Origin of the sequence: Paenibacillus melissococcoides, assembly GCA_944800085.1 — a bacterium.
GTDB lineage: Bacteria > Bacillota > Bacilli > Paenibacillales > Paenibacillaceae > Paenibacillus_B > Paenibacillus_B melissococcoides.
This window is the reverse complement of the sequence record CALYLO010000006.1, coordinates 351,558-365,087: the sequence shown is the minus strand read 5'-3', so window position 1 is coordinate 365,087 and position 13,530 is coordinate 351,558. Positions and strand designations below refer to the sequence as shown.

The following is a 13,530-nucleotide window of genomic DNA, read 5'->3' as shown; positions in this document are numbered from 1 at the left end:
GATGTTTATTTTCTTCCTTGTGCGAAATGACTACGCCGCCCGAATGAGGATAGAAGGGCGGCGTTCGTCATGTTTTCAACCGTTTCCGATGATGCGATTCCTGTTATTTTTTGTTCTCATCCTCGGTTTTCTTCGCATCTTCGATCGCCTGGGTCGGCATCTTCTTGCCCGTCACGACAGGTTGAACGCTGGCGCGAAGGTTGGAGAACGTTTCTTGCGCCACCTTGCTGTCGATTGGCGAATTGATAGAAGCGGCCTTGGCTACCATAGCGAACCCGTCGAGAGCGACCTGAGGCAGCCCGGCTACTTCCACGTCGGCAGCAGGCGTGCCGCCGTTCGCCGTCGCGATTTTTTGAATGCTGTCCTTGGAAGTCAGATGCTTCATCAATGCAATCGCGGCATCTTTTTTGGCTGGATCGTCATAAGTCGACTTCGGCAGGTAGAATCCGGAGCCGAAGCCGCCTACGACATCGTTGCCGCTGCCGGCGCCGTCTGGAACCTGCGGGAACGGGATAACGGTCGAGTTGTCGCGCGTATCGTCGTTCCATCCATTGATTGCCCAGGAGCCTTCCAAAATCATCGCGGCCAGACCTTCGCTGTAATAGTTGCCGGCCATGCCGAGATCAATCGTTGCCGCATCTTTCGGGAATGCGCCGAGATCATACAGTTCTTTCATCGCCGCATAGCCTTTTTCCCAGTTCGGATCGATGCCGTCGATCAAGCCTTTATTCTGGCTCTCCGGACCTGCCGCGGACAGAATCATATGCTCAATCAAATAGTGGGACTGGTCGAACGGCACGGACAATGGAATAATGCCTTTGCCGGACAAGGTAGTGACCGCTTTTTTCAGCTTCTCCCAGTCTGTCGGAAGCTCAAGTCCGTTCTCTTCGAAGATTTTCTTGTTCACGAACAGTCCTTCATAGAATCCGGTCAGCGGCACAGCGTAAATGTTGCCGTCTTTTTGTTTTGCAAATTCGAGCGCATTCGCATTAAAGCCATTTTTCCAATCTGGATCCGCATCAAGAATTTCGTTCAGCGGAACAACCTTGCCCGCGTTCACGAAGCCTTCGGCGTCGGCGCCGATGAAGTAGAACAGCAGATCCGGCTCGTTGCCGCTGTTCATATCGGTGTTTACTTTCGTCCGGAAGCCGTCATCGTTGGCGGACATCGGATCATTTTCAATCGTGACGTGAGGATTTTTCGCCGTAAAATCATCCAGAAGCGCTTGGAACGCTTCCCGGGACGGGTCCGTTCCCCCGAAAGTCGAGAAGACGCGAAGCTTGACCGGATCGGCTATGGCTTCCGTTCCCGTCTCGGCTGGCGGCGTCGTTCCTTCAGCCGGACCGCCGGCGTTGCTGCCGCCCTTATTGCCGCATGCCGCGAGGAACATGGAGAGCAACAGCATGATGCTCATCAGTACCAATGAAGACCTTTTCATTTTGCAAATCCCCCAAGTCTTTTGGTTCACCCTGCATTGTTCTTGGTGTCTACTTAAAGTGTAGTCCACGTGGGAGCGTATTCAAAGGATACATTCCTCTGATCGAGGGATAAATACTTCCACAGATTGGGTGTAACGATAGGATGGGACGTCCTATGCCATAGGCGAAATGAGAAAGATAAGAATAGAATAGAATAGAATAAACATAGCGGACGATGAGGATTTCGAAGACTTCGAAGAGGATTAAGAATGAGGATGTAAAAGAGAGACGGGCCAGATGAACCCTATCGGACATATCTGACCCGTCCTGACCACCATCCGAATACCAGTGGCAGCCGCTCTATAATCCAATCGTGAACGTAAAGGTCGCGCCCTCATTCTCCTTGCTGTCGGCATATATTTTGCCGCCGAGCCGATCGATAATCGCTTTCGCTATCGGAAGCCCCAAGCCATACCCGCCGTTCTCCTGTGTTCTGGCGGGATCAGCCCGGTAAAAACGGTCAAACAGCTTGGATAGATGTTGGGGAGGAATGCCTTTGCCGCTATTTTTTATGGAAAAGGCAATTTGATGCCTTGTTTTTTTCAACGTAATATGAATACGGCCTTTTTTCTCCGTATACTTGATCGCATTATCCACCAGGATCGTAATGACCTGCTTCACTTTTTCGCAGTCGCTTTTGATGATCATGTTCGGTTCGACTTCCTGCAGCAGCGTAATCTCTTTCTCAAACGCTACCGCTTCCATCGCTAAGATCACATCGCTAAGATCACATCGCTTACCATTTCGCTCATATCAAAAGGCATAGCATTCAATTTAAGATTGGTGTCCTCGGTCTTCGCGAGATATAAAAGATCGTTCACCAGCTTGCCCATTCGATCGGTTTGACTCTTGATATAATCCAGCCATTTTCGCTGGCTCCGTATCGTCTCCCCCTCATTGGCAAGCAGGGCATCGGAATTGGCATTGATAATGGCGAGCGGCGTCTTCAATTCATGAGAGACGTCGGCGAAGAATTGTTTTTGCTTCTCCCAGGTCTCGGCAATCGGCGCGATCGAGCGGTTGGCAAAGAACAAACTGATAGCAAAGATGACAAAGAGCATCATGAGGCCGACAATAACTAATGTCGTCAGCAGCTCCATCAACGTGTTATAGGACTCCGTTACATCTAAAAAGGTAATCTGATCATGGTCTCCGTTTGCATTGATGATGAAGCTTTTTCCGTTTTCATGAGATATCAGCGTGCCGCTCATCGGAGAGAGTTGATATTGCCATCGTTTATCGCCGAGTGAGAGCATGCCGCCCCCCTTTTTCCCGCCCTCGACAAGCTCGGCGGCCTTATAATAGTTTGCCTCCGGCATATCAATATGGGAGATGACTTTTACGATATCTCCATGCGAATTGACGATCATATGGAAAGAAAGGGCCGATTCGGAAGGAACGACTCCGATAACTGTCTTCTCTCTTGCGGCAGCGTCCGGCAAGCTAAGATAGGCCGCGTTAGGTTTCGAGGATAACAAGTCCAATTTATTTTGATTCTCAACATAAATGTGGTTAGAAGTCGTAAAATAAATGACGGCAAAGGCGCCAATCATCACGATAGAAATGATGGACATATTCAGCAGCAGAAGCCGGTTGCGCAGTTGATTAAACATAGATTTTCCCATCTTCTGACGTTTTTATTAGATAGCCAGCGCTTCGCACCGTTTGAATCCGAACCTCGGATTGCAAATGGCTTAATTTTTTGCGTAAAAAAGAGATATATACTTCCACATGGTTATCCTCCGCATCGGTGTGGTACCCCCACAGCTTCTCGATGATAGAGTCCTTGGATACAATCTTCCCTTGTCGGCTGATTAACAGCTCCAACAATTGACTCTCCTTTAAAATGAGCTTGAGGTTTTTGTTGCCGCAGCCGAGCTGCAAAGAGAATGGATCGAGCTCAATGTCTCCATATTGCAAAACGCTGTCATATATCGGCACATTTTTGCGGCGCCCCAAGGCACGCAAGCGGGCCAGCAATTCCTCCGTCTGAAAAGGCTTGGCCAAGTAATCATCCGCCCCGCTATCAAGACCTTCGACCTTATCTTCGGTTTCGCCTTTGGCCGAGAGCAGGATCACCGGAGTTTGAATGCCGTTTTCCCGCAATTCTTTCAGCACCTGGAGGCCGTCCATTTTGGGCAGCATAATATCGAGAATGATAATATCATAAATATCGGCAAGGCCGCAGTCTAAGCCGTACTCGCCGTCAAACGCCAAATCAATGCTGTAGTTTCTTTTCTTGAGGACTTGTTCCATGGCTTCGGCCATATACTTTTCATCCTCGACCATTAAAATTCGCACATTCATCCCCCATTTTTATGACATAAACGCCGAATGGATCGGCAATCTGCAGCTCTTGGCGCGGGACCGCTCATTGCTGCGACAATATCCGCAACAATGGGGCTCTCTCCCCATCGGTTGCGGATATGTTTTCTGTGCGCTGCTTCAATAGAAGTTTATTTTATTACAGTCAGGCCCTCAGGGGCTTGTTCACTCCAAGTCTGTCCATCGTCCGTAGAAAACAGCGTCTTGCCGTTTTCCGACTTGGCCATCACCTTGGCTTTGATCCCGTCTTCCGAGGCGTCTTTCATTTTGAATTTGATATTTCCTTGTTCGCCCTTGTTCAAGGCCGGCATCCCTTCTGGCGCCGTCTCGCTCCAGGTCTTACCGTCATCCGTAGAGTACAGCGTCTTGCCGCTTTCCGACTTGGCCATCACCTTGGTTATGATCCCGTCTTCCGAGGCGTCTTTCATTTTGAATTTGATATTACCTTGTTCACCCATGGCGAAGGCCAGCATCCCTTCTGGCGCCGTCTCGCTCCAGGTCTTACCGTCATCCGTAGAGTACAGCTTCACGCCGTTCTCCACCTTAACCATCACCTTGGTTTTGATCCCGTCTTCCGAGGCGTCTTTCATTTTGAATTTGATATTACCTTGTTCACCCATGGCGAAGGCCAGCATCCCTTCTGGCGCCGTCTCGCTCCAGGTCTTACCGTCATCCGTAGAGTACAGCGTCTTGCCGTTTTCCGACTTGGCCATCACCTTGGTTATGATCCCGTCTTCGGAAGCCAGTTTATTATTGATTTTGATGTTCCCTTCGCCAACTTTGATTGCCTGCATATTTGCAGGAGCGTTCTCGCTCCAATTCTGGCCGCCGTCCGTAGAGTAGGAGACGACTCCATTTTCCTGTTTTACGAGCAAAGAATCGGTGGCCCCTTCGGCTGCAAAGGTGGTTGTTCCCGTTCCTAATGTAAGAGCAAGTGCGCCGCACAAGATGGCTGCTCCCGCTTTCTTTTTGGTTGTGTTCATCACGTTAATCATACGAATCCCTCCATGTTTTCTTTTTTTGTAGGCAGCTACCTTACGATTTCTAATTATAAGCACCTTACCTTTAACGAACCTTAAATAAAAAAAAGTGGTCAGAAGCAAGCTTGATATGCTCCCCTTTCGGTAGACAGGTGAAATAAATAAAACCTGTGTAAGGGAATAGAAGGGCATCGGTGCCGGACGATATCCAACCGGCAGCAGGTTGGAACAATCCCCCTTCGCCCTCAGTCTTGGGGAAAGATATTTCTTGATTATGCCGCTACGCGTTAGGGCGGGCCGGCCGGCATACGCGTGGCGAAAGGCAAAGCCGCAACAAATGGCGTTGTGATGGTGGAATTGATTCGGGGAGAGAAATCCTGCAAAAGTGCAGCAAATGTCACACAACCGCGGCGCACAATGAGATTCCTGCAAAAGCGCAGCATTTTCTCCTATTAATGTGCTTATTTAGTTTATTCGCCCTGAATTGATGTATTTTTGCAGGAATTCTAACGAAACACCCTATTTGGGCGGATAAATAATGTAAATTTGCAGGATTCACTCCTCAGCACAAGAATAAGCGGATAGGCCGGGGAAGCCCGGCATCGATCAAGCGTGTGAGCATATAGCCGCGCCATCCCATTTCCTCGCCAACGCTTCCGCCCAGGCCATAAAGGGTTCCTGCTGTCATGTTGACCATTAGAAATAAAATAAATTTAACGATTGGCGGAGCTGTGATATACGTGTCCGGAGAAGCAAATTGGGCAAGTCCGGTGAACCAAGCGCATCCATAGGCCGCCAGACCGACCGCTACCGGTAAGAGAAATACGAGCGGCAGCAATCGAAGGGTGCGCCGCCCGCCTAGGCGGAGCGAAATAGCAGCAATCCCTTCCCGCAATGCCGCGCGAGCGATAATCGATGCCAATCCCGGCGCCCACATTAGTAGAATGATCCATTTCCCGTTAAGGAAGGTCAGCCAATACCCCGCCGCGAGAGCGGGATCAACAGCGCAAAAAAGAGAATGAGCCCCTCCGGGCAGAGGAAATACGATGAATCACCTTGTCCGATCCTGTCGATGTCGTCATTATGGAATGCTCCTTTTTCCTGAAAATATAGCCGGTCATACTATTCCAATATATGTCAACTAAACCCTATTATAATGCCATCCCTGCAAAATAAAATGAACTTGAGTCCAGACTTCTCCTAGTCCGGAGGCCAGTCATATGTAGTCTCGTTTTCCGATTCTATCACTTTCAACCGCTGTCCGTTTCAAATCGGTAGCGACGATCATATCCATATATAAGAGCGAGCAGTCTTGCACGCATGAAGGTGGTGGTGAAATGACGAAAATTTTATATTTGGGGGAGATTGGTTATCAAAACGCAGGGGACCAAGTGATGTGGGATGTGTTCCGGCATCACTTCAAGAAGCATCTCGACGCGAGCCGCTTCCATGTCGCCGGATCATTAGCCAATGAGGCCGACCCTTTGGCATTCGATGCCGTTGTGCTTGGGGGCGGTTCTTTAATCTCCCCCATCTATCTTGCGAAACTCGAAGAGGCGTATAAAGGCAGCAAACCGTACTATATGTGGGGTTCCGGCGTGGATAAGCTCGTGCCTAAACAAATTCTGGACGCCATGCTTAACGGCGCCCCGCTGCCTGCCAAGCTTCACGTTCCAGGCATTCAAAGCGATTTATTCCGGAACGCCCGTTTCGCGGCAGTTCGAGGTCCTCTCAGTCAAGCATTTCTCCGAATGGCGGGAGTCCCTGCGGAGAACGTGGCGGTGAGCGGCGACCCTGCACTGCTCCTCACGCCCAAGGAAGCAAAGCCCGTCTCGTATGAGCCGCCTTTGCTGGGTGATAGGCCCTACATCGGAATCAACTGGGGCACGGCGAGGGATGAAATCTTCGGCAATGACGAGGCTTCCGTAGCGGACAAGTTGGTCGCGGCGGCCAAGGAATGGATCCGGCAAGGCTATTCCATTCTCATGTTCGCCATGTGGCCTAATGATATCCCCGCCAGCCGAAAACTGATGCAGAAAATAGGAATTGAAAATCGAGTGCGTCTATGTGGAACTGTAAATCCGTACGAATTGATGAGCATTATAGGCCAGTGTAAATTTACGGTCGATTTCAAATTACACGCCGCTGTGCTGTCGGCGGTCATGCGTGTCCCTTTTATCGCGCTGGGATACCGGTTCAAGGTGTTCGATTTTGCCGCTTCCATCGATGCGATCCGCTACGTCATATCGACCGATAGCCCGACCCTCGGCCAGGAGCTGATTGATTTATCAAGCCGCATCGAAGAGAGGCATAGCGAGACGGTCGCCGCACTGGATCAACAAGTCGTCCAATATCAAAACATGAATATGTTGGCCGAGCCTTTCTTCCATAGGTTAAAAAAGGAGGTTGGAACAAAATGAGTATGCAGCCGCAGCGTATTTTGATGTGTTACGGAAAAACTTCATACACGCCAGGAAGCTATTTGGAAAGAGCATTTGGCCGTATCGGTGTCGAGGTCGATGTTATCACGGATGCCGCCGATTTCTCCGCCGTGGATACCCAAAAGTATGCAGCGGTTCTGTTCGTCGAGAGTCCTACCCGCCCCCGGATTTCCATTAAACACCGGGAGCGGGTCCAAGCGCCCGTTCTCTTCTGGATCCATCACGGAGAAAATCGTCTCGCGGCAAATCTCGAGATGTGCGGCATGTATCGTCCCGATATCCTGCTGATGTCGCATTCCTTGCACCTTGCATCCCGCTTCCAGGTACCCATCCGTTTCTTTCCGTTCGGGGTAGATCCCCATTTGTTTCATTCGGACATCCCTTATGCCAAGCGCAGCATCGACGTTTCTTTCGTCGGTACGCGCGGACATGAGCTTTATAAGAACCGGAATGAAAGTCTCCGCTTCATTGAAGCGAACCTGCAAGGGAAGGCAAATCTGTCACTCCGGAAAAATATCTTTCTCGAAGATCTGAGCAAACATTACGGAAATTCGAAAATCGTCTTCAACCAAACCGCCGATACCATTAAATCCTTTAACATGAGACTGTTCGAAGGGATGGGGTGCGGCGCATTAATCCTGACGGATAATACTCCCGAACAATCGGCATTGTTCGAGAATGGAGTCCATTATGTTCTCTATGATTCGAGGGAAGATATGCTTGAGAAGCTGCGGTATTATTTAAACCATCCGGATGAAGCCGCCAAGATCGCAGCCGAGGGGCAGCGGCATGTTGTCCGGAATCATACGTATGAACACCGAGCCAGCCAAGTCCTGGACCTTATCAAATCGTTGCGGGGTTGGACGAGCCAGAATTAGGAAACCATACTTGCGGCCTCCATCTTGCTTAAAGTGAGTAAGCCTGCAGACGGTCAAAGAGGCCGCTGCAGGCTTATTTCTATTTCGAATCATAGAATCTCCCTTATAGAAAGAAATGGGTGTCTGCGCTTAGCTTGGACAGAAACGCATGATACTCACATCTGATCATATCAGCGGGAAATGCAGGTTCCATCGCGCAAATAGACAGACAATATTGGTCGGCCACATGATATTGCTTGAAAAAAAAGCGGGATACTTCATCACCCGGAGAACGGAGACAGCACTCTCCCTGGTCTGACTTGTGAACGGAAAAGGAATCGAGCGGGATGGACAGGCCCTGTCCGCGCAGCTTGACATAGCTTTCCTTGAGCGTCCACAAATCATAGAACATCTCCAGCCTGCCTTCCGGCGGCTTATTTTCAAGCAGTTCATATTCTTCAGCCGAGAAAAATCGCCTCGCGACGCTCAAATCGATAGGCTTGATCTGCTCCACATCAATGCCCACCTCTGTGTCATGAACGGCACAGGCGATCCACTCGCCGGAGTGGGAAATATTGAAGCACAGACGTTGCTCCGAAGCGAGCTCCGGCTTGCCGTAGCTGTTGTAATGAAACCGGATTTGGGAGTTGGCAAGCCCTGTCCTCTCCGCAATGATTTTGCGGACGAGCACCTCCGCCAGCAAGCTCCGGTAGGCATCGGCTTTGTGGTGGAAGCGGTTGATTTTGTCCTGCCGGTCCGGGGGGAGCAGCCGAAGCAGGTGCTGCAGCGTCGCTTGATCCATCACATCGGGAACTCTCATTGCGAATATGCCGATCTTCCATCTCTCGCTCCCCTTGGAATCGGCCAATAAGCCTTCATCCCTAACGCTGCCTGTCACTCTCATCGGCCCCTCTCTCATCATGTTCAACTCCTGCGCGCGCCGCAATTCCGTTCAGCTTGTCAATAATCGGCTGAGCACCCGCGGCCCGTTGTGTCGTAAATTGCTCCAACGCCCTCTTTGTCATTTCCTCTTCATCCCATCCCATATCCAAGACACATTCTCTTCAAAACCATCTTGATCCTCGCCTTCCCCTCCGGCAAATGAAGAATCGCAAGCATGACCATAAACTGTCTTGAAGTGATGTCGCGTAAGCATGCGTCTCCTCTGGTTTGCAGTTTGTTCGCCAGCGCGAAGAGCGTTCCGTAAATTTGCTGAATTAGACACAGTTCCTTCTCATTGTCCAAATGGAATCGCCACCTCATTACACATTTCTTCTAGGATAAAACAATCATTCACATTATACCAGTTGCTGGTATCGATGTGGTTGGAATAAATCACGATAACAAGAAAGGAAACGGAATTGGATCAATAGCTTGTCTTCTCACTTGATGAGGACTGGACATTTTTCTATAATAGTTGCCGGGGATCTCCAGTATCCCTGAACCCAATGCCGAGTATGAAAACATATGGGAATCGCTGTTTGTCATGTGCAAGCTGTTCGAGGACATCGCCGTTCAGGTTGCGGACGATTTTGGTTACAAGTATCCGGCGGACGAGAGCGAGAAAGTCACTGCTTATCTCCGGCATGTGCGATTGCTCCCTGATGATGCAGCAGAGATCTACGAAGACATCTAGGCATAAGAATAGGGGCTTCCCGGTGCGGGAAGCCTCTTCGCGTTGGAAAATGAACTTGTTCGCGCCCGCAACGGTTACGTTACCGACACTTTACCTTTAAACAACTGGTGCAGCACCATGGTGGTGACACCGATGACATAATTCCGTTTGCCCAAGCTTGCCAGAGCGACCCAGCTGGGGTCATATACACCGCCTACGGTAAAACTGCCGAGATGCGCATGTATCCTCTGCATACATTGGGGCGACTCCATGAACCAGCCGTCCAAAATGGTCTTTTCCGGACCGAGCAGATTCATCATCACCGCCAAGGCTCTGCTCAAGAACAACAAGCTCCGGTTCATTAACGGCTCGACCCAGTCCTCTCCGCGTTCATAGGCTTGGACCACGTCCTCGATCGCAAGAGGTGCAGGGAGGCCGCGCTTGGCCGCCCTCTCTTGCGCCTGCTCCAGCATATAGGCGCTGCTGAACCACCTGTCCTGGAGCAAGGATACCTCGCCCGCTCTTCCTTTATAACCGGAATACACCTGGCCATTCACGATTATTCTCGCCCCGGCGCCTTCATATACCCATACATACAGGACGTGCTTCACGCCGGGACTCGTCTCCCGGTAATATTCCGCAAACGCCGCGGCATTCGTGTCGTTCATGACGTACACAGGCAGATGATCATAGCGGGCTTGCAGCAGCTTGACAATCTCGAAGTCCTTCAACCGTAAAAAGTGCGCATAGGTTATCGTGCCGCTGCTCTCATCAACAATGCCCGGTGAAGCAATGCCGATGCCTTTAATCCGGGAAAAGTCGCTGATGCCCGCCTTCCGGACAATCTCGCTGATGCAACGCAATATCGTCTGGAGAACCTCGTCATTGCCTTTCACGGCAGGGACGGTAAGTTCAGCCACAATCTCGCTGTGGAAATTGGACAGCGTGCAATAAAACCGTTGATTGCCCAGGCCGACCGAAATGACGAATCCTTTATCTTTGCTGATCTCCAGCCGGATGGCCTTGCGCCCTGCCCTGGCCGACGCTTGGGCGCCGGATTCGACAATATAGCCTTCGTCGATCAGTTCATCGACCAGGGAGGACACCGTCGTGGCGCTCAATTTGGTCACCTTCGCCATATCGGCGCGGGACATCGCTTTTTCCCGGTGAAGCAAGCTCAATATGGTCGCCCGGTTGATTTCTTTCATGAGATGGACGTTACCTCTTACATGCTTCATCTTTGTGCCTTCCTTCTAGGTAATGTGCTCGCAATAAAAGAAACCCCCAGTTCCCATAATGCGTATCGTTACTTCATCAGTTCTTTATTCGCCTCATACGCTTTGTTCTGAATCGCCTCCAGCTCGTCAAAGCGCATCGCCTTTACCTTCTCCACAAATTCATCGAACTTCGACAGCGGCTCCTGTCCGATAATAAACTTGCTGATCATCTCGTTGACATACGTATCGATCTGCGTCTTGAGCTCGGTGCTGGTCTCAAAGTCGTCCTCGCTATACTTCAGGGCAGGCGCCGGATCGCGGAAATAATCCTGTTCAACGTAGTAGAACAGCTGCTTGGCCGCGTCCTCGCTGACCGCGGAAGCGATCTCATAACGCGGGTCTTGGCGGAAGCCAACCCACGGCTGCGCGCCGATTCGGTGCAGCGCCTTGGCCGCGCCGTCCGGATTTTGCATAATCTTGTCGGTATATTTGAGCGTTCCATCCGCTTCCTTCGTATAGCTATCGCCCTCGATACCGAAGTTGAACAGCAGCTGGCCTTCATCGCTGTAAGTATACTCGAATATTTCCATCGTTTTGTCGACATGTTTGTTCTGGCTGCTGATGCCCCAAGCGACCGGCACCACGATTTGCTGCTGTCTGCTCGTGAGCGGCTTATCGCCTTTGTTCATGACAGGTGGCGGCGTAACCTGGAAATGAAAGCCCTTGATCTTCTCCACTTCCGGCCTTGAATTAAAGCCGGCCACATATCCGATCCAGTGATTGGTGGCGCCAACCTTATCATTGAACACCATCGAAGTATAATCCTTATCCTGTCTAGACAGAAGCTCTTTATCCAACAAGCCTTCGCTATACCATTTATTCATTGTCGTCAAAAATTCCTTGGCGCGCGGATCGATTGGCGTATAAATCATCTTGCCATTCTCCTCCATCCAGCGGCCATCCTCGTTCAAGTCAATGCCCCAGGCATCGGCAAAGTTCAAATAAAAGGTGCCAGCCGTAGCAAACGGCACTTCATCATTCGGATCTCCGTTGCCATTGGCGTCTTGCTCCTTGAACGCTTTTAACGTATTATACCAGTCGTCAATCGTTTCTGGAACCGGCAAGTTCAGACGCTCGAGCCAATCCTGCCGAATCAGCGGGCCTTCCGATGTCCGAACCGCGGACAGCATCGGAACCGAATAGATATTGCCGTCCGCATTGACGATCTGGGACTTGGCAATTTTATCATCGACTACATATTTTTGCAGATTCGGCTTATCCTTGATCAGATCATTAAGCGGGATGAACACGCCCTGCGGGCCGTACTTCTTGAAGCTGGCAGGCGCATCCGCAATAATGTCCGGATACTCATTGGAAGAAATCATAAGCGGAAATTTGTCGCGCATCGTCTTGGCGTCACCGGTAATAAACTCAAATTCAACATTGAACTTCTTCCCGATTTCCTTCCATACCAACGTCTCATTGGAGTACATTTCATCCGTAGCCCGGCTTGCAATGAACATCGACAGCTTCACCGGCTTGTCATCAGAACCGCCGCTCTGATTGTCCGACGGCGCTTGTTCTCCTTCGGACCCTCCCCCGCAGGCCGATGCCAGAAGGGCCAGGATCATCACCATGATGATTAAAGATACCCTTTTCTTTCTCCATTGTCTGTGCATTTGTACGACCTCCACTTTACATGATTCTGTTTCTGGATTCGTCTAGCTTTTCACAGCGCCGATCATCACCCCTTTCACGAAATACTTTTGCAGAAACGGATAAGCCATAATAATCGGCAGAGCCGTCACCACGATAGCCGCATATTGAATCGTAATCGGCAGCACGCCGGAGCTATGTACGAGCGCCGCCTCCATTTCCTTATCGAACGTGCTGTCCCTAATAATCCGGACCAACAGGACCTGGACCGGCATCAGCGATTCTTTGCTCAACAGGATCAGCTCCCAGAAGAAGGAGTTCCATTTCCCGACCGCATAATACAAGCCAATGGCCGCCAGCACCGGCTTCGACAGAGGCAGGGCGATTTGCAGAAAGATTCGGATATCGCTGGCCCCGTCAATCTTCGCCGATTCCTCAATCTCCTTCGGCAGACTCTCGAAGTAGGTTCGCACGATGATGATATAGAACGTAGACAGCGCGGCATACAGCAAAATCCCGGTGCGCGTATTGAGCAGGTGCAGATCTCTCATCACCATATAGAACGGTATCATGCCGCCGCCGAACCATAATGGGACCGCCAGGAACATGGCCGCAAAATTGCGCATCTTCCAGTTTTTCCGGGATAGCGGATAGGCCGCCATCGTCGTCAGCAGCAGGCTGAGAAATGTGCCCGCCACCGTGTAGAAAATCGTGTTGGCATAGGCCACGATCATGCCCTTGTAGCTCAACACCGTCTCGTAAGCGGACCAATTCAGTCCTTTGGGCCAGAGAAGCACTTCATTGCGCATCACGCTGTCGATATCGCTGATAGAGACGGACAGGATATAAATAAACGGGTAGAGCATCACGATACAAGTGACGATAATAAACAGGTAGATGAATGCAAAATAAAGGGCATCGCTGGCGTCCACTCTTTTTTTGGTCTTAAGCATGTTCTCTC

At 50.6% G+C, this 13,530-nt stretch carries 14 protein-coding genes; 3 read left to right on the top strand and 11 right to left on the bottom strand.

Going from position 1 to position 13,530, the window contains the following annotated elements; genetic code table 11:
* Positions 1-103: 103 nt before the first annotated feature.
* The 6 genes from OCY70_RS22070 to OCY70_RS22045 all read right to left on the bottom strand — a co-directional run bounded on the left by OCY70_RS22070 (position 104) and on the right by OCY70_RS22045 (position 5,705).
* The gene (locus tag OCY70_RS22070) at positions 104-1,438 is read right to left on the bottom strand and encodes an ABC transporter substrate-binding protein (RefSeq protein WP_213428215.1); all 1,335 of its coding nucleotides are present in this window, start codon (positions 1,436-1,438) and stop codon (positions 104-106) included.
* A 340-nt stretch (positions 1,439-1,778) separates the two neighbouring features.
* Positions 1,779-2,183, bottom strand: coding sequence for a sensor histidine kinase (locus tag OCY70_RS22065; protein WP_249725072.1), 405 nt, complete (start codon positions 2,181-2,183; stop codon positions 1,779-1,781).
* 8 nt (positions 2,184-2,191) lie between these two features.
* Complete coding sequence (locus OCY70_RS22060; protein ID WP_249725074.1) at positions 2,192-3,091, bottom strand: histidine kinase dimerization/phospho-acceptor domain-containing protein; 900 nt, start codon at positions 3,089-3,091, stop codon at positions 2,192-2,194.
* Positions 3,084-3,779 carry a response regulator transcription factor gene (locus tag OCY70_RS22055; RefSeq protein ID WP_249725077.1) on the bottom strand — a complete coding sequence of 232 codons (696 nt, stop codon included), beginning with the start codon at positions 3,777-3,779 and terminating at the stop codon, positions 3,084-3,086. Before OCY70_RS22055 ends, OCY70_RS22060 begins: the two co-directional genes overlap by 8 nt.
* Before the next feature lie 155 nt (positions 3,780-3,934).
* Positions 3,935-5,215, bottom strand: a complete 1,281-nt coding sequence (locus tag OCY70_RS22050; RefSeq protein WP_213428217.1) for a WD40/YVTN/BNR-like repeat-containing protein — start codon at positions 5,213-5,215, stop codon at positions 3,935-3,937.
* A 130-nt stretch (positions 5,216-5,345) separates the two neighbouring features.
* Positions 5,346-5,705: a hypothetical protein gene (locus tag OCY70_RS22045; RefSeq protein ID WP_213428218.1), complete on the bottom strand. Its 360-nt coding sequence runs from the start codon at positions 5,703-5,705 to the stop codon at positions 5,346-5,348.
* Positions 5,706-6,120: 415 nt separating this feature from the next.
* Between OCY70_RS22045 and OCY70_RS22040 the strand changes: the two genes are divergently transcribed.
* Together OCY70_RS22040 and OCY70_RS22035 are read left to right on the top strand one after the other, a co-directional pair.
* Positions 6,121-7,203, top strand: coding sequence for a polysaccharide pyruvyl transferase family protein (locus tag OCY70_RS22040; protein ID WP_213428219.1), 1,083 nt, complete (start codon positions 6,121-6,123; stop codon positions 7,201-7,203).
* On the top strand, positions 7,200-8,102 hold the full coding sequence (locus OCY70_RS22035) for a CgeB family protein (protein WP_213428220.1): 903 nt from the start codon (positions 7,200-7,202) through the stop codon (positions 8,100-8,102). The genes OCY70_RS22040 and OCY70_RS22035 overlap by 4 nt, the downstream gene beginning before the upstream one ends.
* 103 nt (positions 8,103-8,205) lie before the next feature.
* Here the strand turns inward: OCY70_RS22035 and OCY70_RS22030 are convergent, their stop codons facing one another.
* Together OCY70_RS22030 and OCY70_RS22025 are read right to left on the bottom strand one after the other, a co-directional pair.
* Positions 8,206-9,003, bottom strand: a complete 798-nt coding sequence (locus OCY70_RS22030) for a 4'-phosphopantetheinyl transferase family protein (RefSeq protein ID WP_213428221.1) — start codon at positions 9,001-9,003, stop codon at positions 8,206-8,208.
* Positions 8,963-9,133 carry a hypothetical protein gene (locus tag OCY70_RS22025; protein WP_213428222.1) on the bottom strand — a complete coding sequence of 57 codons (171 nt, stop codon included), beginning with the start codon at positions 9,131-9,133 and terminating at the stop codon, positions 8,963-8,965. Before OCY70_RS22025 ends, OCY70_RS22030 begins: the two co-directional genes overlap by 41 nt.
* 365 nt (positions 9,134-9,498) lie before the next feature.
* On the opposite strand from OCY70_RS22025, the gene OCY70_RS22020 reads away from it, so the two are divergent.
* Positions 9,499-9,717 (top strand): aminoglycoside 6-adenylyltransferase, encoded by a 219-nt coding sequence (locus OCY70_RS22020; protein ID WP_261945172.1) that lies wholly within the window; start codon positions 9,499-9,501, stop codon positions 9,715-9,717.
* A 74-nt stretch (positions 9,718-9,791) separates the two neighbouring features.
* On the opposite strand, the gene OCY70_RS22015 is transcribed toward OCY70_RS22020, so the two are convergent.
* The 3 genes from OCY70_RS22015 to OCY70_RS22005 form a co-directional block, all read right to left on the bottom strand.
* On the bottom strand, positions 9,792-10,934 hold the full coding sequence (locus OCY70_RS22015; RefSeq protein ID WP_213428224.1) for an ROK family transcriptional regulator: 1,143 nt from the start codon (positions 10,932-10,934) through the stop codon (positions 9,792-9,794).
* A 68-nt stretch (positions 10,935-11,002) separates the two neighbouring features.
* Positions 11,003-12,592 carry an extracellular solute-binding protein gene (locus OCY70_RS22010; RefSeq protein WP_213428225.1) on the bottom strand — a complete coding sequence of 530 codons (1,590 nt, stop codon included), beginning with the start codon at positions 12,590-12,592 and terminating at the stop codon, positions 11,003-11,005.
* 42 nt (positions 12,593-12,634) lie between these two features.
* On the bottom strand, positions 12,635-13,522 hold the full coding sequence (locus OCY70_RS22005; protein ID WP_213428226.1) for a carbohydrate ABC transporter permease: 888 nt from the start codon (positions 13,520-13,522) through the stop codon (positions 12,635-12,637).
* Positions 13,523-13,530 lie beyond the last annotated feature (8 nt).

Excerpts from the sequence above, each read along its gene's own strand:
- OCY70_RS22070 (WP_213428215.1), bottom strand. The coding sequence starts at position 1,438 with ATGAAAAGGTCTTCATTGGTACTGATGAGCATCATGCTGTTGCTCTCC.
- OCY70_RS22065 (WP_249725072.1), bottom strand. The coding sequence starts at position 2,183 with ATGGAAGCGGTAGCGTTTGAGAAAGAGATTACGCTGCTGCAGGAAGTC.
- OCY70_RS22060 (WP_249725074.1), bottom strand. The coding sequence starts at position 3,091 with ATGTTTAATCAACTGCGCAACCGGCTTCTGCTGCTGAATATGTCCATC.
- OCY70_RS22040 (WP_213428219.1), top strand. The coding sequence starts at position 6,121 with ATGACGAAAATTTTATATTTGGGGGAGATTGGTTATCAAAACGCAGGG.
- OCY70_RS22035 (WP_213428220.1), top strand. The coding sequence starts at position 7,200 with ATGAGTATGCAGCCGCAGCGTATTTTGATGTGTTACGGAAAAACTTCA.
- OCY70_RS22030 (WP_213428221.1), bottom strand. The coding sequence starts at position 9,003 with ATGATGAGAGAGGGGCCGATGAGAGTGACAGGCAGCGTTAGGGATGAA.
- OCY70_RS22015 (WP_213428224.1), bottom strand. The coding sequence starts at position 10,934 with ATGAAGCATGTAAGAGGTAACGTCCATCTCATGAAAGAAATCAACCGG.
- OCY70_RS22010 (WP_213428225.1), bottom strand. The coding sequence starts at position 12,592 with ATGCACAGACAATGGAGAAAGAAAAGGGTATCTTTAATCATCATGGTG.
- OCY70_RS22005 (WP_213428226.1), bottom strand. The coding sequence starts at position 13,522 with ATGCTTAAGACCAAAAAAAGAGTGGACGCCAGCGATGCCCTTTATTTT.